At 71.7% G+C, this 23,238-nt stretch carries 20 protein-coding genes; 9 read left to right on the forward strand and 11 right to left on the reverse strand.

All coding sequences use genetic code 11. The features are described from left to right. Window positions 1–10: 10 nt before the first annotated feature. The gene (locus tag ABGB17_RS16865) at window positions 11–469 is read right to left on the reverse strand and encodes a MarR family transcriptional regulator (RefSeq protein ID WP_347630420.1); all 459 of its coding nucleotides are present in this window, start codon (window positions 467–469) and stop codon (window positions 11–13) included. A gap of 83 nt (window positions 470–552) precedes the next feature. On the opposite strand from ABGB17_RS16865, the gene ABGB17_RS16870 reads away from it, so the two are divergent. Beyond that, window positions 553–1,116 carry an NAD(P)H-dependent oxidoreductase gene (locus ABGB17_RS16870; protein WP_347630422.1) on the forward strand — a complete coding sequence of 188 codons (564 nt, stop codon included), beginning with the start codon at window positions 553–555 and terminating at the stop codon, window positions 1,114–1,116. Window positions 1,117–1,271: 155 nt separating this feature from the next. Here ABGB17_RS16870 and ABGB17_RS16875 read toward each other — a convergent pair whose 3' ends face one another. Beyond that, entirely contained in the window at window positions 1,272–2,351 is a 1,080-nt protein-coding gene (locus ABGB17_RS16875) for a DNA alkylation repair protein (protein ID WP_347630424.1), read from the reverse strand. Between the two features lie 44 nt (window positions 2,352–2,395). Further along, on the reverse strand, window positions 2,396–3,412 hold the full coding sequence (locus ABGB17_RS16880; protein ID WP_347630426.1) for a DNA topoisomerase IB: 1,017 nt from the start codon (window positions 3,410–3,412) through the stop codon (window positions 2,396–2,398). Between the two features lie 85 nt (window positions 3,413–3,497). Here ABGB17_RS16880 and ABGB17_RS16885 point away from each other — a divergent pair, with 85 nt between their 5' ends. Next, window positions 3,498–4,292 (forward strand): SDR family oxidoreductase, encoded by a 795-nt coding sequence (locus ABGB17_RS16885; RefSeq protein ID WP_347630428.1) that lies wholly within the window; start codon window positions 3,498–3,500, stop codon window positions 4,290–4,292. Here the strand turns inward: ABGB17_RS16885 and ABGB17_RS16890 are convergent. The 6 genes from ABGB17_RS16890 to ABGB17_RS16915 form a co-directional block, all read right to left on the reverse strand. Further along, a complete protein-coding gene (locus ABGB17_RS16890) occupies window positions 4,282–4,911 on the reverse strand; it encodes a hypothetical protein (RefSeq protein WP_347630430.1) in 630 nt (209 codons plus the stop codon). The two genes, ABGB17_RS16885 and ABGB17_RS16890, sit on opposite strands and share 11 nt — an antisense overlap. Beyond that, on the reverse strand, window positions 4,908–5,447 hold the full coding sequence (locus ABGB17_RS16895) for a protein kinase (protein WP_347630432.1): 540 nt from the start codon (window positions 5,445–5,447) through the stop codon (window positions 4,908–4,910). Before ABGB17_RS16895 ends, ABGB17_RS16890 begins: the two co-directional genes overlap by 4 nt. Window positions 5,448–5,590: 143 nt before the next feature. After that, window positions 5,591–6,262: a hypothetical protein gene (locus tag ABGB17_RS16900; protein WP_347630434.1), complete on the reverse strand. Its 672-nt coding sequence runs from the start codon at window positions 6,260–6,262 to the stop codon at window positions 5,591–5,593. 55 nt (window positions 6,263–6,317) lie between these two features. Then, on the reverse strand, window positions 6,318–7,592 hold the full coding sequence (locus ABGB17_RS16905) for a hypothetical protein (protein WP_347630436.1): 1,275 nt from the start codon (window positions 7,590–7,592) through the stop codon (window positions 6,318–6,320). A 15-nt stretch (window positions 7,593–7,607) separates the two neighbouring features. Beyond that, a complete protein-coding gene (locus ABGB17_RS16910) occupies window positions 7,608–8,327 on the reverse strand; it encodes a hypothetical protein (protein ID WP_347630438.1) in 720 nt (239 codons plus the stop codon). Further along, window positions 8,327–8,914, reverse strand: coding sequence for a hypothetical protein (locus tag ABGB17_RS16915; protein ID WP_347630440.1), 588 nt, complete (start codon window positions 8,912–8,914; stop codon window positions 8,327–8,329). The genes ABGB17_RS16910 and ABGB17_RS16915 overlap by 1 nt, the downstream gene beginning before the upstream one ends. Before the next feature lie 835 nt (window positions 8,915–9,749). Between ABGB17_RS16915 and ABGB17_RS16920 the strand changes: the two genes are divergently transcribed. After that, window positions 9,750–10,862 (forward strand): substrate-binding domain-containing protein, encoded by a 1,113-nt coding sequence (locus ABGB17_RS16920; RefSeq protein ID WP_347630442.1) that lies wholly within the window; start codon window positions 9,750–9,752, stop codon window positions 10,860–10,862. Here ABGB17_RS16920 and ABGB17_RS16925 read toward each other — a convergent pair. Continuing rightward, complete coding sequence (locus ABGB17_RS16925; protein WP_347630444.1) at window positions 10,854–12,749, reverse strand: DUF2264 domain-containing protein; 1,896 nt, start codon at window positions 12,747–12,749, stop codon at window positions 10,854–10,856. The genes ABGB17_RS16920 and ABGB17_RS16925 overlap by 9 nt on opposite strands. 132 nt (window positions 12,750–12,881) lie before the next feature. Between ABGB17_RS16925 and ABGB17_RS16930 the strand changes: the two genes are divergently transcribed. Genes ABGB17_RS16930 through ABGB17_RS16955 form a run of 6 tightly spaced genes read left to right on the forward strand, consistent with a single transcriptional unit; the run spans window position 12,882 to window position 18,510 of the window. After that, window positions 12,882–13,898 carry a hydroxyacid dehydrogenase gene (locus ABGB17_RS16930; RefSeq protein WP_347630446.1) on the forward strand — a complete coding sequence of 339 codons (1,017 nt, stop codon included), beginning with the start codon at window positions 12,882–12,884 and terminating at the stop codon, window positions 13,896–13,898. Window positions 13,899–13,922: 24 nt separating this feature from the next. Beyond that, a complete protein-coding gene (locus tag ABGB17_RS16935) occupies window positions 13,923–15,206 on the forward strand; it encodes an extracellular solute-binding protein (protein WP_347630449.1) in 1,284 nt (427 codons plus the stop codon). Window positions 15,207–15,219: 13 nt separating this feature from the next. Then, on the forward strand, window positions 15,220–16,164 hold the full coding sequence (locus ABGB17_RS16940) for a sugar ABC transporter permease (RefSeq protein ID WP_347630451.1): 945 nt from the start codon (window positions 15,220–15,222) through the stop codon (window positions 16,162–16,164). Beyond that, window positions 16,161–17,045 carry a carbohydrate ABC transporter permease gene (locus ABGB17_RS16945; RefSeq protein WP_347630453.1) on the forward strand — a complete coding sequence of 295 codons (885 nt, stop codon included), beginning with the start codon at window positions 16,161–16,163 and terminating at the stop codon, window positions 17,043–17,045. The genes ABGB17_RS16940 and ABGB17_RS16945 overlap by 4 nt, the downstream gene beginning before the upstream one ends. Before the next feature lie 5 nt (window positions 17,046–17,050). After that, on the forward strand, window positions 17,051–17,728 hold the full coding sequence (locus ABGB17_RS16950) for a hypothetical protein (RefSeq protein ID WP_347630455.1): 678 nt from the start codon (window positions 17,051–17,053) through the stop codon (window positions 17,726–17,728). After that, on the forward strand, window positions 17,725–18,510 hold the full coding sequence (locus ABGB17_RS16955; protein ID WP_347630457.1) for a TIM barrel protein: 786 nt from the start codon (window positions 17,725–17,727) through the stop codon (window positions 18,508–18,510). The genes ABGB17_RS16950 and ABGB17_RS16955 overlap by 4 nt, the downstream gene beginning before the upstream one ends. Here the strand turns inward: ABGB17_RS16955 and ABGB17_RS16960 are convergent. After that, window positions 18,504–22,682 carry a bifunctional nitrate reductase/sulfite reductase flavoprotein subunit alpha gene (locus ABGB17_RS16960; protein ID WP_347630459.1) on the reverse strand — a complete coding sequence of 1,393 codons (4,179 nt, stop codon included), beginning with the start codon at window positions 22,680–22,682 and terminating at the stop codon, window positions 18,504–18,506. The two genes, ABGB17_RS16955 and ABGB17_RS16960, sit on opposite strands and share 7 nt — an antisense overlap. Window positions 22,683–23,238: the final 556 nt, after the last annotated feature.

Raw genomic sequence — 23,238 nt, forward strand, 5'->3', positions numbered from 1 at the left:
CGCGCGAATGTCATCGGGCGACCGCGCTCAGGGCCGCGGCGAGGCGGGCGAGGTCGAAGCCTTCGAAGTGGCCGAAGACGTGTTTGCGTACGCTGCGGAGGTGGGTGGGCCAGGCTTCCTCCAGGCGGGCGAGGCCCGCGTCGGTGAGGACGGCGTTCCAGCCGCGGGCGTCCTCGGGGCACTTGGTGCGCTGGATGTAGCCGCGTTCCTCCATGCGGGTGACCAGGCGGGTCATGCCGCTCAGGGAGAGTTCGTTGGCGGTGGCCAGTTCGCTCATGCGCATCATGCGGTGCGGGGCCTCGGACAGGTGCATGAGGGTCGTGTACTCGGTGAGGGTGATGCGCTGCTCGCGGACCAGGTCGGCGTCCAGGGCGCGCGGCAGGCCGAACATCACCTGGCGCAGTGCCCTGAGCAGGGCTTCTTCGTCGGCGGTCAGGGGGATGACGGGCTGTTCTGTGACAGCGGACATAGGACCAGTGTAGTTGCTTGACGAAGAAAGGATGCTATGTTGCTTGACGAAGCAAGTTCTCACTAGCGAAAGAAGCACCACCGATGACCAGGATCGGGATCATTCTTGGCAGCACCCGCCCCGGGCGTAACGGAGAGGCCGTCGCCCGCTGGGTGTACGACGTCGCCCGGCAGCGGACCGACGCGGAGTTCGAGCTCGTCGACCTCCAGGACTACAAGCTGCCGCACCTCGACGAGGCGTACCCGCCGTCGTTCGGCCAGTACACCCAGCCGCACACCCTGGAGTGGGCCGCCAAGATCGACTCGTTCGACGGTTTCGTGATGGTGACCCCGGAGTACAACCACTCCACCTCCGGCGCGCTGAAGAACGCCATCGACTACCTGTTCCGCGAGTGGAACAACAAGGCCGTCGGCTTCGTCAGCTACGGCGCCGTCGGCGGCACCCGTGCCGTGGAGCACCTGCGCCTGATCGTCGGTGAGCTGATGATGGCCGACGTGCGCTCCCAGGTGGCCCTGTCGCTGCACACCGACTTCGAGAACTACAGCGTCTTCAAGCCCGCCGGCCACCACCTCGACGCCCTCGCCACCACCCTTGACCAGGTCGTCGCCTGGAGCAGGGCCCTCGCCCCGCTCCGCGTCGCCGTCTGAGAATTCCCCGCTCCCGCCGGCGTCCTACAGGCGGGACGCCGGCGGGAGCGGGGGCCAACCGGCGGGGTCAGGTCCACGGGGTCACGACGCGGACCACCGGCGGGCCCGGATGCCGTCCTGGTGCCGGGTGCCGGGTGCCGGGTGAACGCGGAGGATCAGCCGGTCGTGGCCTCGTTCAGGGTGAACGGGACGGTCGCCCGTGGGGTGCCGTTGACGATGATCTCCAGGAGGCGGGGGCCTGGGGGTTCGGTCCTGGTGGTGACCGGCCTGAAGGAGTGGGACTTGGTCAGCGTGAAGGTCTGGCCTGGGGTGGTCGCGGTGCGTTGGCCGAGGTGGAAGACGCGGCGGGAGCCGTCGCGGCGGACCGCGTAGCGGAGGACCAGGGGGCCGGGGGACGCGGCGGCGACGGTGGCGGTGAAGCGGAGGTGGCCGCCCACCTCGACCTGGTCGGCGGCCAGGGACACGGTCTCGACCGAACCCTCGCCGGGGGCGGCGCCGACGAGGGTGAGGGCACCGGGGTGGCCGGAGCGCAGCAGGCCGCGGACGGCGTGGCGCAGCACGGCCTCCACGTGGGAGCCACCCTCGGCGCGCCAGCGGGCCAGGGTGCGGACCGCGAACTCGGGGTGGTCCTTGGCGATGTCGTTCACGTGGTTGGCGACGGACCTGCGGACGTACTCGCTCGGGTCGTCGCGCAGGCGGTCGAGGATCGGCACCGTGGGGCCGGGCTCCATCAGCCACCGCACCCGGGCCCCCCACGGCAGCCGGGGCCGCGAGCCCTCGGAGGCGAGCCGCCGCAGATGCTCGTCGCCGGAGCCGGCCCAGCCGCGCATGACGCGCAGCGCGTCCTCACGGTGGTGGTCGAGGTAGGGGCGGACCGCGAACTCCCCGGTGGCGTGCGGGGTGAGCACGGCCAGGGTGCGCATGGCGTCGTCGAGGTGGCCGAGCCCGTTCGCGCCGACGTACTCGGTGGCGGGCCACCCGCTCCACATGTCCAGCCGCACCAGCCCCGCGCTCTCGCGCACGATCGCCGCGGCCTCGGGGAAACGCGGCGGCAGGACGGCGCCGAGCACCTTGGCGACATGGCGCACCCGATCCTTGAGCTCCAGCCCGTCCAGCCCGGCCCCGGCCTCCCGCACGAAGCGTTCCCGCGGGAACGCCGGCCACGCGGCGGTGAGCCCGTCGGCGAGAAGCCCTGCCGACGCGGCGTTGATCAGCTCTTTCAGGGGTTGCGCCATGGCAGCCACGTTCCCACGCGCCACCGACAGTTCCGCGACCGAGGTCAGAGGGGGTAGTCGGTCGTGCGCAGCAGGGTCAGGACGGCGCGTTCCACGGGGCCGTGGGTGGCGAGGCGGCCGTCGCCGGTGTCGGAGCCCAGTTTGGTGAGGGCCCGGTCTATGGTGCGGCCCTTCTCGTACGCCGCGATGACGCGGGGGTCGACGTAGGACGCGCGGGCCACGGCGGGGGTGTTGCCCAGGTAGTCGGCGACCTCGCGGATCACCCGGGTGACCGCCTTGGCGCGGGCACGCGCCGAGCGGGCGCGGACCGACACGGCGAGGCCGACGGCGGCGAGCACGGTGGCGTGCCAGGTGCGGAAGTCCTTGGCCGTCGCTTCGAAGTCCAGCGTGTCGCGCAGGTACTCGTTGATGTCCTCGCTGCGCACGTCCACCCACCGGCCGTCGGCCTTGTAGCGCAGCAGTTCCCCCGGCTCGTCCTCCGCGCGCCGCAGCGCGGTGACGACCTTGCACACCTCCGGGTCGGTGATCTCCACCTCACGTGGTTTGCCCCCCTTGGCGGGGTACGAGCACAACACCCGGCCGCGTGAGCAGGTGACGTGCTCCCGGCGCAGGGTGGCGAGGCCGAACGACTCGTACGACTCCCCGCCGACCCGGAAGAACCCGCTGTCCAGCATGCGGGCCGCCGCCGCGAGCACCCGTTCCCGGGTCATGCCGCGCTGCGTCAGGTGGTCGGCCACCCGGTCGCGGAACTTCGGCAGCCTCTCCGCCATCCGCGCCACCCGGTCGAACTTGATCTTGTCCTGCTCGGCACGCCACACGTCGTGGTAGCGGTACTGCCGCCGCCCCGCCGTGTCCGTGCCCACGGCCTGGATGTGGCCGTCCGCCGACCGGCAGATCCACACCTCCGACCACGCGGGCGGCAGCACCAGCGCCTTGATCCTCGCCAGCGTGGCCCGGTCGCGCACCGGCCGCCCGTCCGAGTAGAAGTACCGGAACCCGCGGCCCTTGCGCCGCCGGACGATCCCCGGTTCGGCGGGATTACTGTGCCGAAGCTCGCTCACCCGCCTCCCCTACCCCGAAACCGGCTGCCCATTTCCGGGAAAACGGGTAGGGGGACCGCGCAGACACCGATACGGGGAGCATGTGATGCATCTGAATCTGGCCGGACGGACCGCGCTGGTCAGCGGGTCCACCCAGGGCATCGGGGCCGCCATCGCCGCGGGGCTGGCCCGCTCGGGCGCCCGGGTGGCGGTCAACGGGCGGAGCGAGGCGGGCGTCGAGGAGGCCGTCACCCGGCTCGCCGAGCAGGTCCCGGACGGCGACTTCGTGCCCGTCCCCGCCGACCTCGCCACCGAGGAGGGCGCGGCCCGCGCGCTGGACCTGCTGCCGGACGTGAACATCCTCGTCAACAACCTCGGCATCTTCGAGGCCCGCCCCGCCCTGGAGATCACCGACGCCGAGTGGCGACGCTACTTCGAGGTCAACGTGCTGTCCGCGGTCCGCCTCACCCGCGCGTACCTGCCCGGCATGGTCCGCCGCGGCTGGGGCCGCGTCCTGTACATCGCCAGCGACTCGGCCGTGGTCACCCCCGCCGAGATGATCCACTACGGCACCTCCAAGACCGCCCTCCTGGCCGTCAACAGAGGCTTCGCCAAAGAGGCCGCAGGCACCGGCGTCACGGTCAACGCCGTCCTCGCCGGCCCCACCCACACCGGCGGCGTGGAGACCTACGTCTACCAACTCGTCGACCCCGGCCTCCCCTGGGACGAGGCCCAGCGCCTCTTCATGCGCGAACACCGCCCCCTCTCCCTCCTGCAACGCCTGATAGAACCCGAAGAGATCGCCAACATGGTCGTCTACCTGGCCTCCGACCACTCCTCCGCCACCACCGGCGGCGCTCTCCGCGTGGACGGCGGCTACGTGGACGCCATCATCCCCTGACGATCCTCGCTCCCTGGGCCGGGCGTCCCGGATCGGGGATGGGTCCGCCCTGGTGCCAGCGGGCGTACGTCGTGGTGAACGTCGACTCGTAGAAGCCGGTGCCCGCGACGGGGACCTTCCAGGTGAGCCGGAACATGGACGGGAGGTCGGACTCGTCGATGGTGACGGTGTAGGAGAGGTAGGTCTTGTCGACGGCTTCCAGCCACGAGGTGAAGAGCTGGTGCAGGTCGCCTCCCGCGGAGCTCATCGCGATGCTCGCCGAGTACGTGCGGCCGGAGCGCCGTACGCCGCGGCTTGAGGCGATGAGTTCCAGGACGGTGAGCACGGAGCCGGTGGCGACCACCATCGACGCGGCGTCGGCGTAGGGAGGGCGTTCCTTGTCACCGGGGGAGGGGTACAGGTCGAACTTCTTCCTCCCGTGGTCCAGCGCGTAGCCGGTGGTGCCGAGCACGACCACCCGCTCCTCGGCGCTCATGCCGCCGCCGCGCAGGCGCATGTCGTAGCCGGTGCGGCTGGAGCCTTCGCCGCCGTGGACCAGCCGTCCGGACGCGTGGGCGGACGCACTGCTCTCGGCGAAGACGCCCGTGAAGGTGAAACTCGCGACGGGCCGTGCGGTCACGGCGGTGTCGATGGCGGCGGCCAGCTCGATCGCGTCCCCGGGAGGCGGCGCCGCGGACGGCGACGCGCTCGCGCTGCTCCGGTGCGCCAGAGGCGTGGCGGACGGCGACGGCTCCCGTCCCCGGGAGGCGGCGTACGCCAGCACCGCCGCGCCGCCGCCCACCGCGACGTCGCCGCGTACGTGATGGTCGAGCCCCAGGCGAACACGTCTGCTTTCGGCCCGATGCGTTCACCGGTGAAGTGCTCGGGCGCCATGTACGCGGGCGACCCGGCCGCTCCTCCGGTCGTGGCCGACGCCCCGGTCAGCCGCGCGATCCCGAAGTCGATGACCCGAGGCCTGTCCACCCCGATCAGCACGTTCCCCGGCTTGAAGTCCCGGTGCACCACCCCCGCCCGGTGGATCGCCGCGAGCGCCCTGATCGTCGTGATGGCCAGCCGGTGCAGCCCCGCCCCGTGCCGCGGCCCCCGCGTCTCGATCACATGCTGCAGGGTGGGCCCGTCGACGAACTCACTGGCGATGTACGGCGGCTCGCTCACCTTCCCCCAGCCGGGAGACGATCTGGAAGCTCCCCACCCGCCGCGGGTCCCCTGCACGCAACGACCCGCCGCCCACAGGCGTCCCACCGTCCCCCGCCGAAGACCCACTCTCGGATGGACACCAGTCTGTAGCACAACTTCCCTCATAGCGGTGTCTTCCCCATGAGATCAGTCGAGACCTGGACCGCCTTCCCGGCGGCGATAACTCTTTTGCGGGGATCTATCACCTTCAGACGAAGTTCGTGGTGGGAAGAACCCACAACCTGGATGTGCAGTTCGGCGCCGTCGTTGGTGCGGCAGGCCGTGTCGCTCTCTTCGCCGATGTTCATCGACAGGGCGCGTCCGGGCCGGATTCTGGAGTCCGTGAGGAGGAAGACGCACTCATGGCCGTTCTGGCGATGGACGACGAGGCGGCCGGAACCCGTGATCTCCGAGGCCCCGGGCTGGATGTACAGGTCGATCTCGTGCGTGCCGACATCTGGGTAATCGAGGTGCCCCGTCCAGTGGCCCTCCTGGGCCAGCAGGGCGATCTGCCGGGCGACGAAGGGATAAGCCAGGGTTCCGCCGATGACGACGCCGAAGGTGGCCAGCATGCCGGCGAACAGCACACCGCAGAGGTAGCGCAGGCCCCGGCGCCGCCGGCGGCGGGACGGGAGGAGCACGGCGAGCAGGACGGTGCCGCCGCCGATGACCAGCATGCCGATACGTACCTGGGGTGAGGGCACGGGGTCCATCTCGACGATACCGGCGATCTTGACGGGCAGGTTGAGGCAGCCGGCGACGAAGAGTCCGAACCCGAGGCCGGCGAGGCACACACGGACACTGTCCACGGGGCGCTCCAAGTGATGCTTGTCCGAGGCGGGAGGATGGCTAGGCAGGCTGTTTCGGCTTCTCCTCCTGGTGGCGCAGCCATTGGCTCGCCGACTCGGTGAACGCGGGGTTGCGCATCGTGTCGGCGACGGCGTTCAGGTACAGCGCCTCGCAGACCCGGTAGGGCGTGCTGGTGGCGTCGATGTACGCCTGCCAGCGCTCCTCGTGCCGCGTGATCCTCTTCCCCGTGAGGCTGAGCGTGTACTCGTCGCGCTTCCTGCGGCCTTCGAGGCTCGCCAGCGAACGCTCCAGTTTCCTGCGCTCGCGCTGGAGGTCGGCGAGCTTCGTGGCGTACGGGTTCTCGCCGAGATAGCCAAAGGTGAAGGCCACGACCCCGCTGATCGTCATGAGACCGGTGAACAGCAGGGTCACCGGGACGCGGCCGAGGCCGAGCGCGTCAACCGTCGACGCCACCTGCTGGAGGGTGATGGAGTCGACGGTGGGCACGAACAGCACGGCCGTGCGCAGGACGGCCAGCAGCCACACCCCCGTGCCCCAGCCGGCGAGGGCGATCAGCATGCTCGGCAGCAACGGCGAGCGCCAGCCCTCGATGGTCATGCGCTTGGTCCATCCGCCGGCCAGGTGTGGCGCTATGAGCATCGCCCCCGCGGTGCCGATCACGAAGGCCCACGTCATCACGGGGTTCTCGCCCAGGTACAGGAACGTCGCGTACTGGATGGGCAGTTCCACGGCCACGAGGAGGGCCAGCATGGCGAAGCGCGCCACCCCGCCGACCACACGCCGCCGGAGCGTGCGCGTGGGTTCAGCCCACCGCCGGCCCGCGTGGCCGGCGCCCTCCGGCACACCGTCGGAGGTGACCTGCTCGCCGCTGAGAACACGCTGGATGTCCTCTTCCTGCGTGCGCAGCCGGTCGATCTCGTCCGTGGTGCGCCTGGCCCGCTCCTGGTGCTTCTTGAGGTCGGACTCGGTGACCGCGACACGTCTTTCGAGACGTTCCATGTCGCGCATCTGGCGGACCCGCTCGTGCGCCATGGCCTCAAGGCGCCGTGCTTCCAGCGTCGCCAGGTAGGGCGGGCGGCTGCCCGTGGACAGGCTCCACTCGTCGTACATGCCGGACTTGCCGTCGCGCACACCGTTCTTGCTCGCCTCCTCGCGGAGCGCCTTGATCTCGGCGGGCGACGGAGGTTCCTTCGGAGTCGGCCCTCCGTAGGGGTCGTCCTCCATGTCCATCTCCATCTCCCGGGCTTCGAAGTCCCCGGTGTCCAGGTAGGACATCAGCCGCCACCAGAAGGCGCGGCGCTGGTTCTGGCCCAACGGGCCCTCCTCGTCTCAGACGTAGGTCGCCGGCCGTGCGCCGGCCTTCTCGAAGACCAGGTTCCAGAAATCCCTGAGCTGCTGGTGGCGCTCGACCTTCTTCGTGACCTTGATGCCGAAGCCGATGATCAGGATGTGCGTCCCGTGCAGCCGCGGGAGGCGATTGGTCCGCTCAAGGTCTGTGACGATGGCCTGCCGCCGGTCCGGAGTGTCGATCTTCGCCTTGTAGAGGTTCAGCTCCTTGGTGTTCTGCGCCATGTCGCTGATCACGAGGACCTTCGCCGCGTTGTCGAACGGTGCCGTCTGCCGGGCGATCTCGGACAGGGCGCCGATGATGTCGGACCCGGTCCTGGTGTCTTTCTCGGCGAGCGCGCACTCCAGCAGACGGTTCATGGTGGCGACAGCGGCGCCGCGGCGCAGCAGGTTGATCTGCTGCGCCTTGTTCGGGTTGTCCTGCGGGTTGTCCCGTGGTCCGGCGACGAGTTCCATCGGCTGTTCCCGGCAGTCGGAGCTGCCCACGACGCCGCTGATGACGCCGAAGGCCACCCGGTCGCACGTGGCGAGGAACTTCGGCACCTCTTTCTGGATCTTCCCGGGGACGTCGGTGTGGCCGCTGAAGGAGGTCGAGTCCACGACGATGCCGCAACTGCGGACCGGCGCGGCCACGGGTGCCGAGCATCCGCCGGCGGCGAGCGCGAGGCACGTGACGAGCACGCCGGCGACCGGTGCGCGCATCAGGCCGCTTCTCCTTCACCCGGCGCCGGGGAGTCCTGCTCCCGTGGCGGTGGTACGGCGGCGAGGTGGCGCAGGGCCTCCTCCACGACGCTCCGGATCTTCGGCGAGAGCAGGGAGAGATGGTCCCCGGACAGCACCAGCCGCTCCTCGGTGCCCTGGGGTTCGATCTCGGCGGGCGTCCAGACCGGCAGCCGGGTGTCGACGCGACCCCGTCTGCGCCTGCGGACGAGGTACGCGCGGTCCAGCGCCTCGTGGTAGCGCGCGACCATGCGGTTGGACCACCCGGTCACCTCGTACATCTCGGTGCGCATCCTGCTGATGGCGGTCTCGTAGACGGCGAGCTTGCCGGTCATCTCCTGTCGCGCGGCGGCGAGCTCTTGATCCATGGCCCGCCGTTGCGTGCCGGACGACTTCTCGTGGCGGGCGGTGATGACGTCCTCCGCCGTCAGCGGGAACCTGCGCCCGGTTCCCGGACCCGTGCCGGGGGAGTCGAGAGCCTCCAGCCGGCGGGCCAGGTCGTTGACCTTGCCGGCCGCCAGGAGCAGCGCCCCCTGTTCCTTCTTGCTGCTGCGGATGAAAGCCTTCATGATGCGGGCACGCCGGCATTCGCTCTCGTGCGCCAGCCCGCGGATGAATCTCGTCCACTGCCGGGAATCCCCGTCCTGGTTTCCCATGGTGAAGTGGTCATAGGGAACCCCGAGACGTCCATCCCGCCGTCCGGCGCGGGCGGCCCTGTACTGTTTGGCCGGTCGCCACCACACCGGGGGCATCCCGGGATTCCGTGAGTTCTGCACCTGTCACCACTCTTTCCTCGCGGTATGCGCCCCGAAGACGCGCCGAGAGCGGCATCCGGGGGCCCTCCATCGGCTTTTGGCCGATTCTTTTCGTGCTGTACAACGGGCTTTCCGTGGCCCGCGTTCCGCGTTCGTGAGAATTCGGAAGAACTTCGATTGAAGGCGATCTTGGCCCGGTAAATGCATGCTTGCGGAGTCGATTGCCATAAAAGATGTGTACCGCCGGATACTTGCAGCTCGCTTGCGAGATCATGCGGATGATTGCCGGCCGGGCGGGTGTACGAAAAGCATTCAATTCCCTTATTGGGGTAAATACCCGATAAACTCCCAAGACACGCATAGCACTCTAAAAACCGGCATTTACTGACCAAAGCCTCGGCTGAATGTCTGGTATGTCCGGGATGGCCGGTCGCGCGGCGTACCTGACTGATGAACCCGTCGGACGTCAGCGAGCTTGTCTGGCTCCGGTGGCGCTGTGACTCTCGCGGCACAGGTGTGGGAGCGGTAACACGTGGGGAAGCGGGTGCCGCATGGCGGGCAGGCGACCCGGCCGAGCAGGCCGTTGAACGCCGGACCGGTCGGTTCCGATCAGTTCCGATCGGTACGATGGCTGGGTGGAGGCCTGCTCATGACGGTGTCCGACCCGCCCGGCCCGCTGCCGTACGAGCGCCGCGCGCAAGTGGTCGACCTGCTGCGGCGGCGCGGCGTGGTCCGTGTCAACGACCTCGCCGCCGAGCTGGACGTCTCGGTCATCACGATCAGGCGGGACATCGCGCTGTTGGCTTCCCAAGGCGTGATCCGCCGGGTGCGCGGCGGCGCCGTGCTGCACGAGCCCGGCGTGGACGACGACGCCGCGCCGCCGGACACCGGCGACCGTGCTCTCAGCGTCGGCATGGTGGTGCCGTCGCTCACCTACTACTGGCCGGATGTCATCCGGGGCGTGCGGGCCGCCGCCGGGCCGTCGTCCGCGCGGGTCGTGTTGCGCGGCGCCACCTACCAGGCGGACGACGAGCGGCGTCAGCTCGCGTGGCTGGTCGAGTCGATGGCGGTGGACGGCCTGCTGGTGGCGCCCACCACCACGGGTGAGGAGGGCGAGGCGCTGGTGCGGTGGCTGCGGTCCGCGGCCGTGCCGGTGGTGCTGCTGGAACGTGCCGCCACCGTGGGGCCGTACCGCGAGGCCATGGAGTCGGTGGTGAGCGATCACACGCTCGGCGCGGCCATGGCGGTGCGCCACCTCGCCACGCTCGGGCACCGGCGGGTGGGTGTGGTCACCTGCGCCGAGAGTCCGACCACCCCGCACGTGCGGCGCGGGTGGCGGCAGGCGTGCGAGGAGCTCGGCCTGGCCGGCGCGCCCGACGCGGACACGGTGGACCACGGGCACCCGTCGCTGCCCGAGGCGCTCGACGAGGTGCTCGACGCGTGCCTGGCCTCCGGCACCACCGCCCTGCTGATCCACTCCGACCGTGAGGCGATCGCCCTGGTGGAGCGGTGCCAGGCGCGGGGCCTGCGGGTGCCCGGCGACCTGAGCGTGGTGGCCTACGACGACGAGGTGGCCGAGTTGTGCGACCCGCCGCTGACCGCCGTGCGCCCGCCCAAGGACTCCGTCGGCCGCGCGGCCTTCGAGCTGCTCGCCGCGCGCCTCGCCGACCGGGACCGGCAGCGGGCCGCGCACCGCGTGGTCATCGCCCCCCGCCTGATCGTGCGCACGTCGTCGTCGGTGCCGCCCGCCCGGTCAGGCTGACGGCAGCTCCACGACGTCCTCGGTGCCGTCCGGCCAGGCCACCCTGGCGCGGACCTGGCCGCCCCACGTGACGGCCGGCGTGCCGTCCGGCGCGGCCCGGCCGAGGTGCACCAGCGCCGTGTACCACCGGCCCGGCTCCGCGTCCCCGGGGGTGGCGCACCAGGGCACGTCCGTCCACGGCCCGAGCGGTGTGCAGTCCGGTGCCCGTTCCACCCCGGACGTCTCAAGACCCGGTCCCGCGACGACGCGCGAGTGGACCGTCCGGTGCTCGTCCCCGGCGGGCACGGGCCAGCCGCCGGCGCGCAGCGGGCCGCACTCCGCGCCGTCCGCCGGGTCCACGCGGAAGAAACGGGCCTCCCAGGGGCCGCGGACGGCGGAGACCACCGTGATCCACGGGCCGAGGCGCACCGTGCCCGCGCGTGCGTGCCCGTGGTCCGGCCCCTCCTTCACCCGCGTCACCCAGTGGGCCCGCCAGCGGGACGCCCCGACCGGCGTGCCGGAGTGCAGGGTGCCGGTGCCCAGCACCGTGAAGCCGGTCCGGTGGCTCGGCTCGCCGCCGGGCCCGAGGAGCACCACCGACTGGTCCAGGGGACGGCCCGCGTGCTCGCCCGCGACGACCGGGAAGGTGGCGGTGGAGTAGCCGAGGCGGGCGTACAGCGGCGCGTCGGTCAGGTGCGCGCCGGGCAGCGCGTGGTCGGTGCCGTGGTTGACCACACGCACGACGCCGTCGGCGCGGGTGCCGCTGACCAGCCACCCGGGGGCCACGACGACGCGGTGGAAGTCACCCAGTTCCACCGGCAGCGGCTCCTCCACCGCGGTCCACACCGGGTGGTCCGCGGGCAGCGCCAGCCCGAACAGCCCCTTCGAGGCCCAGTACGGCGAGCCGGGGCCGGAGTACGTCTGGGCGATGGGCCGCCACGCGTGGTGCCACCCGAGGGTCAGCACGCCGTCGCCGTCCGGCGCCCCGCGGTCGGTGAAGTGGCGGGCGATCCCGGACGCGGCGCGGCGCAGCAGCCCGGGGGAGACGCCCGGCACCTCGTACCGGGCGCCGAGCCAGAACTGCGTGGCGGCGGCGAAGCGGTAGGTGAGGCTGCGTCCCTGCATCAGCGGGGAGCCGTCCGCGCCGACCAGGTGCAGCGCGTCCTGGAGGTACCGCGTGAGCCGCCGCAGGTAGTCCGGCCGCCGCGCCTGAGCCCGCGGGTCGCCCGCCGCCATCTCGGTCCAGAGCAGCGGGTAGAACTGCAGCGCCCACCCGGCGTAGTGGTCGTAGGAGCGTTCCGCGCCGTCGGAGTACCAGCCGTCCCGCCGCGCGAAGCCGTCGGAGAGCTCCAGCTTCGCGTCGATGTCCTGCCGCGAGTACGGCCCGCCCACGGAGGCGAGGAACTGCTCGACCACGATCTGGAACCACACCCAGTTGATCGGCGGGTACTCGGCGCCGATCGCGCCCGCCAGGTAGTCCACGACCCGTTCCCGCACGCCAGCGTCGAGGCGGTCCCACAACCAGGGCCGGGTCAGGTGCAGCACCAGGGCGATGGACGCGGCCTCGACCTTCGCCTGGCCGTGCTCCTCCTGCCGCACCCAGCGTTCGGGCGAGTGCGGGTCGGTGCCCGCGGCGATGCCCTCGGCGTACCACTCCATCAGCCCGAGCGGGTCGCGGCCACCCTCGCCCGCGACGCGGAACCCCGCGGCGAGGAACGTGCGGGCGAAGCCCTCGAGCCCGTCCACGTCGGCGCCGTAGCCGCCCGGCGGGCCGGGGAATGCGACGCGGGCGTGCGACGGGGAGGCGTAGCGGCGTGCGGTCGTCAGCAGGTTGTCGGCGAGGGACGCCCAGTGGTCGCGGGTCCAGCCGGTGTGGGGGGAGAGGTGTCGGTCGTCCGGTAAGCCCATGCGTCCTCCCGATCGCCGCGATCAATAACGATCAGGATGATACGTTATGCGCTTTTACTTAGTCTTGACATGATTGTAATGACCGGAAATGATCGGGCGCACTGGCCGGCGCTACCCGCGTGAGGGGGTCAGGTGACCGATCGACGACGTCCGCAGGCCCTGCTGGTCATGGACACCGGAAGCTTCCGCACCCAGTTCCACCTGCCGCAACTGCGGCGGCTGCGTGACCTCGCCGAGCTCGCGGAACCGGTCAGCACCGCCGACCTCGACACCGCGGACGCGCGGCGCCGGCTGCGTGAGGTCGAGGTGCTGCTGACGTCGTGGGGCTGCCCGCCGCTGACCGGCGAACGGCTCGCCGACGCGCCGCGGCTGCGGGCGATCTTCCACTGCGCGGGCACGGTGCGCTCGTTCGTCACCGACGAGGTCTGGCGTCGCGGCATCCTCGTCACCAACGCCGCCGACGAGAACGCCGTCCCGGTGGCGGAGTTCACCCTCGCCGCCGTGATCTTCGCCGGCAAGAAGGCGCCGTTCCTCGCGCAGGACGCGCGCGAGCACCGCGACGACTGGTCGTACGTCGGCCGCCGCGGCGACCTGTCCAACCGGGGCCGCACGATCGGCGTCGTCGGCTACTCGCGGGTGGGGCGCCGCGTCGTGGAACGGCTGCGGGACCTGGAGCTGAGCGTCCTCGTCACCGACCCGTTCGCCGCGCACGCCGAGGTGGCCGCGGCGGGCGCACGCCTGGTGCCGCTGCCCGAGCTGCTGCGCCGCTGCGACGTGCTCACGCTGCACGTCCCCGAACTGCCGTCCACCCGCCACCTCATCGGCGCGAACGAGCTGGCGGCGCTGCGTGACGGCGTGACCGTCATCAACACCGCGCGCGGCGCCGTGCTCGACACCGCCGCCCTGGAACGCGAGTGCGCCGCCGGGCGGCTCTACGCGATCCTCGACGTCACCGATCCCGAGCCGCTGCCCGCGGGCTCGGTGCTGTACGACCTGCCCAACGTGATGATCACCCCCCACATCGCCGGGTCCCGGGGCGCCGAGGCCCGGCGGCTGAGCGAGAGCGCGCTCGACGAGCTCGACCGCTACCTGACCGGACGGCCGCCGCGCGCCGCCGTGACCCCCGCCGAATTCGCGACAGGCGCCTGAGCCCCGCGGAGAGGAGACCGGACGATGACCACAGCGACCTTCCCGGGACGGGCGATGACATGCCTGGGCGCGGTGGCCGCGCTCGTGCTGGGCCTCGCGGCGTGCGGCGGCTCCGGCGACAGCCCGGAGGGCGGCGGGCCGGTCACCCTGACCGTCACGGCATGGAGCCTCGCCAAGACCCCCGAGTTCAACGCCCTGTTCACGGCCTTCGAGAAGGCCAACCCCGACATCAAGATCAAGCCGGTGGACATCCTCGCCGACGACTACCCGGACAAGGTCACCACGATGCTCGCGGGCGGCGACCGCAGCGACGTGATCACGCTCAAGACCCTCACCGACTACGCGCGCCACTCCAGCCGAGGGCAACTGCTCGACATCACCCCCGTGATCAAGTCGGCGGACACCTCGAACCTGGCGGGCCTGGACGCCTACGACGTCGGCGGCACCTACTTCGCCATGCCGTTCCGGCAGGACTTCTGGCTGCTCTACTACAACAAGAAGTACTTCGAGGAGGCCGGTGTGGCGCCTCCTGACGCCCTCACCTGGGACGCGTACGCCGCGCTGGCCAAGAAGCTCACCAAGGGCGAGGGCACCAAGAAGGTCTACGGTACTTACCACCACACCTGGCGCTCGGTGGTGCAGGCGATCGCGGCGGCGCAGACCGGCGGCGACCAGCTCAGCGGCGACTACGGCTTCATGACCGACCAGTACACGTTGGGCCTTGACCTGCAGAAGTCCGGCGCGGCCATGGACTTCGGCACCGCCACCGCGCAGCAGGCCGACTACCGCTCGACGTTCGAGAGCGGCGCGACCGCGATGATGCCGATGGGCACGTGGTACGTCTCCGGCATCCTGAAGGCCAACCGCGAGGGCGCGAGCGACGTGGAGTGGGGCCTCGCCCCGATGCCGCAGCGGCCCGGCGCCACCGGCGTCACCACGTTCGGCGCGCCGACCGCGTTCGCCGTCAACAAGAGGTCCGAGCACGCCGAGGCCGCGAAGAAGTTCGTGGCGTTCGCCGCGAGCAAGGCGGGCGCCGAGGCCGTCGCCGGCGTGGGGGTCGTGCCGGCGCTGCAGACCCCGGAGATCACCGACCTCTACTTCGCCCAGAAGGGCATGCCGGCCGACCCGCTGTCCAAGAAGGCGTTCGCGCCGGACAAGGTGGAGCTGGAGATGCCGGTGGACGAGAAGAGCTCCGACGTCGACACCATCCTCGCCGAGGAGCACGAGCTCATCATGGTCGGCGACAAGTCGGTGGCCGACGGCCTCAAATCGATGAGCGACCGGGTCAAGAGCGAGGTCCTGAACTAGAGCGGGGACCGCCATGACGCGAGCACTCACCGAGGAGGCCGCGGACGCGCCCGCACCGCCGCAGGCCCCGCCCCCGGCGCCCCGGCGGCGGGCCCGCCGGGACGTCCTGGTCGGCTGGAGCTTCATCCTGCCGAACTTCATCGGCTTCGCCCTGTTCACGCTGGTGCCGATGCTGGCGGCGCTCGTGCTGGCGTTCATGGACTGGGACTCCTACAACACCCCCGAATGGGTGGGCCTTGAGAACTTCGCGCGGCTGCTCGGCGACGAGAACATGCGGGTCGCGCTGGTCAACACCCTGTACTACGCCGCCGGGCACATCCCGCTGACGCTGGCCGCCGCGCTCGGGCTGGCACTCGTGCTGAACAGCAAGATCCGCGGCGCGCGGTTCTTCCGCACCGCCGCCTTCCTGCCGTACATCGCCTCGCTGGTCGCGGTCGCCATCGTGTGGAACCTGCTGTTCCACCCGACGGCCGGGCCGGTCAACCAACTGCTCGGCGCCCTCGGCGTCGACGAGCCGCCCCGGTGGACGTCCAGCACGGCCTGGGCGATGCCCGCCGTCATCGTCACCAGCGTGTGGCGGGACATGGGGTACTACATGGTGCTGTTCCTCGCCGGGTTGCAGGCGATCCCGGCGGAGTACCACGAGGCCGCCAAGGTGGACGGCGCGAACGCCTGGCACCGGTTCTGGAGCATCACCCTGCCGTGCCTGCGGCCCACGACGTTCTTCGTGCTGGTCATGCTGACGATCCAGAGCTTCAAGGTGCTGGACCTCATCGTGGTCATGACCGGCGGCGGGCCGGGCCGCAGCACGCTGGTGTTGTCGCAGCTCGTGTACCGGGAGGGCATCGTCGAGGGACACTTCGGGTACTCATCGGCGATCGCGCTCGTGCTGTTCGTCATCGTGCTGACCGTGACCGTGCTCCAGTTCCGGGTCAACGAGCGGAGGTACGCGACATGACCCTGCTCAGGGACGCGCCCGTGGCGACGCCCGCCGAGCCGCCGGCCGTGACGGGCCCGCGGCGGGGGCCGCTGCGCACGGCGCTGGCGTACGCGGGCCTCACCGCGGTGACGCTGCTGGTGCTCCTGCCCTTCGGGTGGATGGTGTCGGCGTCCCTCAAACGCGACAACCAGGTCCTCACCGTCCCGATCGAGTGGATCCCCCGGGAGTTCCGCTGGTCGAACTTCACCGAGATCTGGGAACGCGTGCCCATGCTGACCTACCTCGGGAACTCGGCGCTGCTCGCCGCCGCCGTCACGTTCCTGCAGGTGCTCACCGGGAGCTTCGCCGCCTACGGGTTCGCCAAGGTGCGCTTCCCCGGGCGGGACGCGTTGTTCCTGGCCTACATCGGCACGATCGCCGTGCCGTGGCAGGCGTACATGGTGCCGCAGTACATCATGATGCAGCGGGCCGAGCTGACCGACACCTACTGGTCGATCATCCTGCTGCAGGCGTTCGGGGCGTTCGGCGTGTTCCTGATGCGTCAGTACTACATGTCGATCCCCGACGAGCTGTGCGAGGCGGCGCGCATCGACGGGCTCAGCGAGTACGGCATCTGGTGGCGCGTCATGTTGCCCCTGTCCAGGCCCGCGCTCGCCGCGCTGGCGCTGCTCACGTTCGTCGGCACCTGGAACGACTACATGGGGCCGTTCATCTACCTGACCAGCAACGAGCTGTGGACGGTGCAGCTCGGCCTGCGCTCGTTCGTGGGGCAGTTCGAGACCGAGTACGCCATGATCATGACAGGGGCGGCGCTGTCCGTGCTGCCGATCCTGGTGATCTTCCTGTTCGGCCAGCGGTACTTCATCCGCGGCATCGCCACGAGCGGGCTGAAGGGGTGAGCGGCATGCGCGGGCTGCTCCGGCCGGCCTCGCCGGCGGCGTACGAGAAGGTGTTCGGGTCCGTCCACACCGCGCTCATGACGAACGTGCTGCTGGCGCTGGCCTGCTCGCCGCTGCTCGCCGCGCTGGCCGTCGTGCGCGACCCGCCGGCTTCGTGGCCGTTCTTCGCCGCCCTGTCCGTGGTGTGCGCGCCCGCGCTCACCGGGGCGTTCGCCTGTTTCGCCGCGCTCGGCGACGGCGGGGCGGTGGCCGTGGCGGGGACGTTCCTGCGGGCCTACCGGCGGGCCTTCACCCGGGCGGTGGCCACCTGGGCCGCCGGGGCGGCCGTCGTGGGGCTGCTCGCCGTGGACGCCGCCGTCGTGTCCCGTACCGCCTTCGGCCCGGCCCTCGTGCCGTTCTTCGCCACCGGTGCCGTGCTGACCGTGGCCGTCGTGGTGGCCCTGCTCGTCCTGGCCGCGGAGGGCGCGCGGCCCGCGCTCCGGCCGTGCCTGTACCTGGTGGCGCGGCGCTGGTACCTGGCCGTCCCCGCGGTCGCCGTGCTGGGCCTCACCGTGGCCGTGGTCCTGGCCCGGCCGCTGGCAGGACTGCTGCTGGCCTGCTCCCCGCTGCTGTACGCGGTGTGGGGCGCGACCCGCTTCATCGTGGCCCCGCTGCTGCCCGCGACAGGGGGCCCGGCCCGATGACCCTGACGGCCGGGTTGTGCAGCGTCACCTACCGCGCCCTGCCCCCCGAGCGGGTCGTCGCGCTGGCCGCGGACGCCGGCCTCGCGCACATCGAGTGGGGCCAGGACGTCCACGTGCCGTTCGGCGACGAGGGACGTGCGCACCGCGTCGGCGAGGCGACCCGCGCCGCCGGCCTGTCGGTGTCGGCCCTCGGCTCGTACTACCGCGCCGGCGCCATCCCCGACCCCGGCGACGACGAACGCGTGTGGCGCCGCGTGGTCGCCGCCGCCCACGCGCTCGGCGCCCCCCGCATCAGGGTCTGGGCCGGCACCCTGTCCTCCGCCGCCGCGTCCCCCGCCGCGCGCCGCAGGACCATCGACGCGCTGGAACGCTGCGCCGCCACCGCCGCCCCCCTGACGGTCGCCACCGAGTTCCACTCCGGCACCCTCACCGACACCGCGGCCTCAGCCCGCGCGATGCTCGACGCCGTCCCGGCGTTGCGCACCTACTGGCAACCCCCGAACGGCGTCCCCGACCCCGAGGCCCTGGACGGCCTGCGCGCCGTCCTCGACCGCGTGGACGCCGTCCACGCCTTCAGCTGGTGGCCCACCCCCGGCGACCGCCACCCTCTCGACCACCGGGCCGCGCTGTGGCGGGACGTCGCCCGCATCCTGGCCGCCACCGGCCGCCCCATGTCCGTCTCCCTGGAGTTCGTGCCCGGCGACGACCCCGCCGTGCTGCCCGCCGAGGCGGCGAGCCTGCGGCGCCACCTGGACAGCGCCGCCGGGGAGACGGCTCAGTAGACGTCGCGGGCGTAGCGGCGGTCGGTGGCGAGCTTCCTGACGTAGGCGTCGGCGGCCTCGGTGCTGAGGCCGCCGTGCAGGTGGGCGATCTCGCGCAGGGCGCGGTCCACGTCCTTGGCCATGCGGGTGGCGTCGCCGCAGACGTAGACGTGGGCGCCGTCCTGGAGCCAGGACCACAGGCGGGCGCCCTGTTCGCGCATGCGGTCCTGGACGTACACCTTGGCGCGCTGGTCGCGGGAGAAGGCCAGGTCCAGGCGGGTGAGGACGCCGTCGGCGCGGAACGCCTCCAGTTCCTCGCGGTAGTAGAAGTCGGTGGCGCGGCGCTGCTCGCCGAAGAACAGCCAGTTGCGTGCCTGGTGGCCACGGGCGCGGCGTTCGTCGAGGAAGCCGAGGAAGGGGGCGACGCCCGTGCCGGGGCCTACCATCACCATGGGGGTCGCCGGGTCGGCCGGCGGGCGGAAATGGGGGGAGCGGCGGACGAACACCGGCATCACGGTGCCGGGCGGGACGTCGGCGAGATGGCCGGAGCACACACCGCTGCGGCGGCGGCCCTGCGGGTTGTCGAACCGCACCACCGAGACGGTGATCTGTACCTCGCGGGGACTGGTCAGAGGGCTGGAGGAGATGGAGTACCGGCGGGGCTGCAGCGCCTTGAGCGTGTCGGCCCACTCCTGCGCGGACGCGCGCACCGGGAACTCGGCGGCGACGTCCACCGCCTGCCTGCCCCAGGTCCACTGGGCGAACTCGTTGCGGTTGTCCGGCCGCAGCAGCTTCCTGAGCAGGCGGTCGTCCTGCGCGCGGTCGGCGAGGAACCTCAGCAGGTCGATGGTGATCTTGCTGATGTCGAGCCGGCGGCGCAGGGCCTCGCCGAGGGGGAGTATCTCGTCCGCCACGGCGACGTCCGTCGCCGGGCTCAGCCCGGTGACGGCCAGCCACTCGGCGACCAGGTCGGGCGGGTTGACCGGCCACACGCCGAGCGCGTCGCCCACCTCGTACGGCAGCGGATCCGCGCCGAGGTCGAAGGTGAACTGGCGCACCTCCTTGGTCGCGCCGGGGAGGCTGAGCAGGCGGTTGCCGGTCAGGATCGCGGTGACGCAGGCGTCCCTCGGCGGGTCCCCGGTGGCCACGAGGGCGGGAGGCGCGGGGACGGGGGACGCCGTCCCGGGGACGGGGGCGGCCTGGCCGGGCACCGCCGTCCCGGCCGTGGACGGGCCGGTGGCGAGGGCCTGGATCACCTGCTCCAGCCACTGGCGGGCGTTGCCGTCGTCGCCGGGCTCGCAGTCCACCCGGGGAGCGAGTCGCACGGCGCCGAGGTCCTCCAGGCGTTTGTCCAGGCGGCGGCCGTGGCCGCAGAAGTCGGCGTAGCTGGTGTCGCCGAAGGCGAGGACGGAGAAACGCACCTGTTCCAGGCGCGGGGCCTCGGGGTCGGCGAGCCGGTGCCAGAAGTCGGCGCCGTTGTCGGGGGCGTCGCCGTCGCCGAAGGTGCTCGTGATGACCAGCAGGTCGGCGCCGCCGGGCAGGGCGGCCGGGGTGCAGTCGGCCATGCTGAGCAGCACCGGCGCCCGCTCGGTCTCGGCCAGCGCCCGCGCGGCCATGGCGGCGAAGTTCTCCGCGTTGCCCGTCTGGGAGGCCCACAGGACGATCAGCCGGCGGTCCTCCCGCTCCGCCGGCGGGGCGAGCGTGGCCGTCCCGGCGTGTGGCGTGCGCGAGAACATGCCCGCGAGCGCCCCGTCCACCCACAGGGCGTGCCCAGGGGCGAAGGGGGCGCCGGACGGCAGCACCGGCACGCCCGCGACGTCCGGCGGGGCCGCTCCGAGACCGGCGAGGAAACCGGACAGGTAGCCGCGTTCCCGGTCGTCGAACGGCGGCGGCGCGGTGTCGACCCCGATCAGCCGCGCCAGCGCCTCCCCCGGTGACAGGCCCTGCCAGATGTCCTCGGGCGCCTCGCCCGCGGCCGGGCCGGGCAGGTCCGCGGCCGGGGTCGCGACCTTGGCGAGCGCGACGGCGCAGGCCTTCAGCTCGGGCTGGAAGGAGAGGGGGTCGACGGCGTCGTTGGTGACGGCGTTGACGCTCAGGTACTCGCCGAACAGGTCGTTCCAGTGGAACGGGGCGAAGCAGTCGCCGGGGCGCACGCGGTCGGTGACCACGGCGGGAAGGACGGCACGGCCGCGGCGGGAGGTGAGCTGCACGAGGTCGCCGCCGGCGATGCCGAGGGACGCGGCGTCGCCGGGGTGGATCTCCACGAAGGGGCCGGGGTTGAGCTTGTTGAGCTTGGCCACCTTGCCGGTCTTGGTCAGGGTGTGCCACTGGTGCTGGAGCCTGCCGGTGTTGAGCACGAAAGGGAAGTCGTCGTCGGGCAGCTCGGCGGGCGGCATGTGGGGGCGCGGGAAGAACGCCGCGCGGCCGCTCGCCGTGGGGAAGACCAGGCGGGGGCGGGTGCCGTCCGGGCGTACGGCGAGGTGCTGGCTGGTGCCGTCGTTGAGGTAGCGGACGGGGTTGCGGCCGGTGTCCCCGGCGGAGGCGCTCGGCCACTGCACGGGGGTGTCGCGCAGCCGGTCGTAGGTCACGCCGCGCAGGTCGTAGCCGGTCTTCGGGTTCCAGGTCCGCTTGATCTCCTCGAACACCTCCTCCGCGCTCTCGTAGGTGAACGCGTCGGCGTACCCCATCGCGCAGGCGACGCGCGCGATGATCTGCCAGTCCGGCAGCGCCTCGCCCGGCGGGTCCGCGGCCGGGTTCAGCAGCGTGAGGCTGCGCTCGCTGTTGATCATCACCCCCTCGCCCTCGGCCCACAGCGCGGCGGGCAGCACCAGGTCGGCGTAGGAGTTGGTCTCGGTGTCGGCGAAGGCGTCCTGGGTGATGACGAACTCGGCGGCCTCCAGGCCCGCGATGACGGTCTTGCGGTTGCCGACCGAGGCCACCGGGTTGGTGCAGATGATCCAGCACGCCTTGATCTCGCCGTCGGCCATCCGCGAGAACATCTCCACGGTGCCCTTGCCCACGTCGGTGCGCAGCGTGCCCGGCGGGAGTCCCCACAGCTCCTCGGTGAAGCGGCGGTCCTCCTCCACCAGCACCGAACGCTGTCCGGGCAACCCGGGGCCCATGTACCCCATCTCGCGCCCGCCCATGGCGTTCGGCTGGCCGGTCAGCGAGAACGGGCCGCTGCCCGGGCGGCAGATCGCGCCGGTGGCCAGGTGCAGGTTGCACAACGCGTTGGTGTTCCAGGTGCCGTGCGTGCTCTGGTTCAGGCCCATGGTCCAGCAGCTCATCCACTCGCCGGCCTCGCCGATCATGCGGGCGGCGCGGCGGATGTCGTCCTCGGGGAGGCCGGTGATCTCGGCGACGCGGGCCGGCGTGTAGTCCGCGAGGAACGCGGGCATCGCCTCCCAGCCCTCGGTGAACTCGGCGATGAACTCCTCGTCCACCCGCCCGTCCTCGACCAGCAGGTGCAGCAGGCCGTTGAGCAGCGCCAGGTCCGTGCCCGGCCGGATCGGCAGGTACAGGTCGGCCTTGGCGGCGGTGGGGGTGCGGCGGGGATCGACCACGATGAGCCGGGCCCCGGCCTTCACGCGGTCCATCATGCGCAGGTACAGGATGGGGTGGCAGTCGGCCATGTTGGCGCCGATGACGAGGAACAGGTCCGCGTGCTCGAAGTCCTGGTACGACCCCGGCGGGCCGTCGGCGCCGAGCGACAGCTTGTATCCCGTGCCCGCGCTCGCCATGCACAACCGGGAGTTGGACTCGATCTGGTTGGTGCGCACGAACCCCTTGGCGAGCTTGTTGACGAGGTACTGCGCCTCCAGGGTCATCTGCCCCGACACGTAGAACGCCACCGCGTCCGGCCCGTGCTCGTCGATGATCTCGCGCAGCCGCCGCGCCGTCTCCGCGATCGCCGCGTCCACCGGGCTCGGCGCCGGGACGGAGCCGCGCGCGGCCCGTACGAGCGCCGTCCCGAGCCGCCCCGGCGCGGCGAGCATGTCCGCGGTGGTGGCGCCCTTGGTACAGAGCCGCCCGAAGTTGGCCGGATGCTCCTTGTCCCCCGCGGCCCGGACGACGGTGCGCCGCCCCTCCGCGTCCGTGGCGACGTCGAGCACCATGCCGCACCCGACTCCGCAGTAAGAACAGACCGTACGCACCGCCGTGGTGGCGGTACGCCCCGACTCGGTCACCGTCACCTGACTCCCCCCTTAACGGCCACCCGACAGCCGGTGGCGGGAACACCACCAGGGCACACTAAGAAGGCCCTGTTACGCGCTTGTCACCTCCGGCGACATCCCCGCGTTACATCCGCTTTACCAGCGCAGCATCGAGTTCACGGCCCTCACCGCCTCGGAGCGGCCTGGCCTGGTCGAACGCCTGCCGCGTCGCCGGCGGCGTCGCGACGGGTGGCGACGGCCCGAGGCGGTCCACGACTCTGTGGACGATCATTCGAACCTGTGTACGAGTCTGTGGAAACTGTGGATAACCCATGACGATCATGTCGTTCTCCACAGGGACGCGGCGGCGGCCGGAGAGCGGCAGGTTGTCGTGGCCCTACCAGGCGGTCATGAAATTTCATCGAATCCGCGCCGGCCGTCGAGCCCGGGACAAAGACCGTCCAGCCTGTTCAACGGCGCTACGCACAAGCACCGTCTTGCCCGCTGAGATGCGCGGGGGCCGAGGAGGGCACGAAAACCCCTCAGGCGGCGGCGGACATTAGACAGGCCAAGCGGCCGATCATAATCTCCGGAT

Origin of the sequence: Sphaerisporangium sp. B11E5 (assembly GCF_039871875.1) — a bacterium.
Lineage (GTDB): Bacteria > Actinomycetota > Actinomycetes > Streptosporangiales > Streptosporangiaceae > Sphaerisporangium.

What these genes read in the sequence shown, in the direction of transcription:
- ABGB17_RS16915 (WP_347630440.1), bottom strand. Translation starts at nt 8,914, where the DNA reads ATGAAGGCTTTCATCCGCAGCAGCAAGAAGGAACAGGGGGCGCTGCTC.
- ABGB17_RS16920 (WP_347630442.1), top strand. Translation starts at nt 9,750, where the DNA reads ATGACGGTGTCCGACCCGCCCGGCCCGCTGCCGTACGAGCGCCGCGCG.
- ABGB17_RS16885 (WP_347630428.1), top strand. Translation starts at nt 3,498, where the DNA reads ATGCATCTGAATCTGGCCGGACGGACCGCGCTGGTCAGCGGGTCCACC.
- ABGB17_RS16950 (WP_347630455.1), top strand. Translation starts at nt 17,051, where the DNA reads ATGCGCGGGCTGCTCCGGCCGGCCTCGCCGGCGGCGTACGAGAAGGTG.
- ABGB17_RS16955 (WP_347630457.1), top strand. Translation starts at nt 17,725, where the DNA reads ATGACCCTGACGGCCGGGTTGTGCAGCGTCACCTACCGCGCCCTGCCC.
- ABGB17_RS16870 (WP_347630422.1), top strand. Translation starts at nt 553, where the DNA reads ATGACCAGGATCGGGATCATTCTTGGCAGCACCCGCCCCGGGCGTAAC.
- ABGB17_RS16940 (WP_347630451.1), top strand. Translation starts at nt 15,220, where the DNA reads ATGACGCGAGCACTCACCGAGGAGGCCGCGGACGCGCCCGCACCGCCG.
- ABGB17_RS16945 (WP_347630453.1), top strand. Translation starts at nt 16,161, where the DNA reads ATGACCCTGCTCAGGGACGCGCCCGTGGCGACGCCCGCCGAGCCGCCG.
- ABGB17_RS16865 (WP_347630420.1), bottom strand. Translation starts at nt 469, where the DNA reads ATGTCCGCTGTCACAGAACAGCCCGTCATCCCCCTGACCGCCGACGAA.
- ABGB17_RS16925 (WP_347630444.1), bottom strand. Translation starts at nt 12,749, where the DNA reads ATGGGCTTACCGGACGACCGACACCTCTCCCCCCACACCGGCTGGACC.
- ABGB17_RS16910 (WP_347630438.1), bottom strand. Translation starts at nt 8,327, where the DNA reads ATGCGCGCACCGGTCGCCGGCGTGCTCGTCACGTGCCTCGCGCTCGCC.
- ABGB17_RS16875 (WP_347630424.1), bottom strand. Translation starts at nt 2,351, where the DNA reads ATGGCGCAACCCCTGAAAGAGCTGATCAACGCCGCGTCGGCAGGGCTT.
- ABGB17_RS16935 (WP_347630449.1), top strand. Translation starts at nt 13,923, where the DNA reads ATGACCACAGCGACCTTCCCGGGACGGGCGATGACATGCCTGGGCGCG.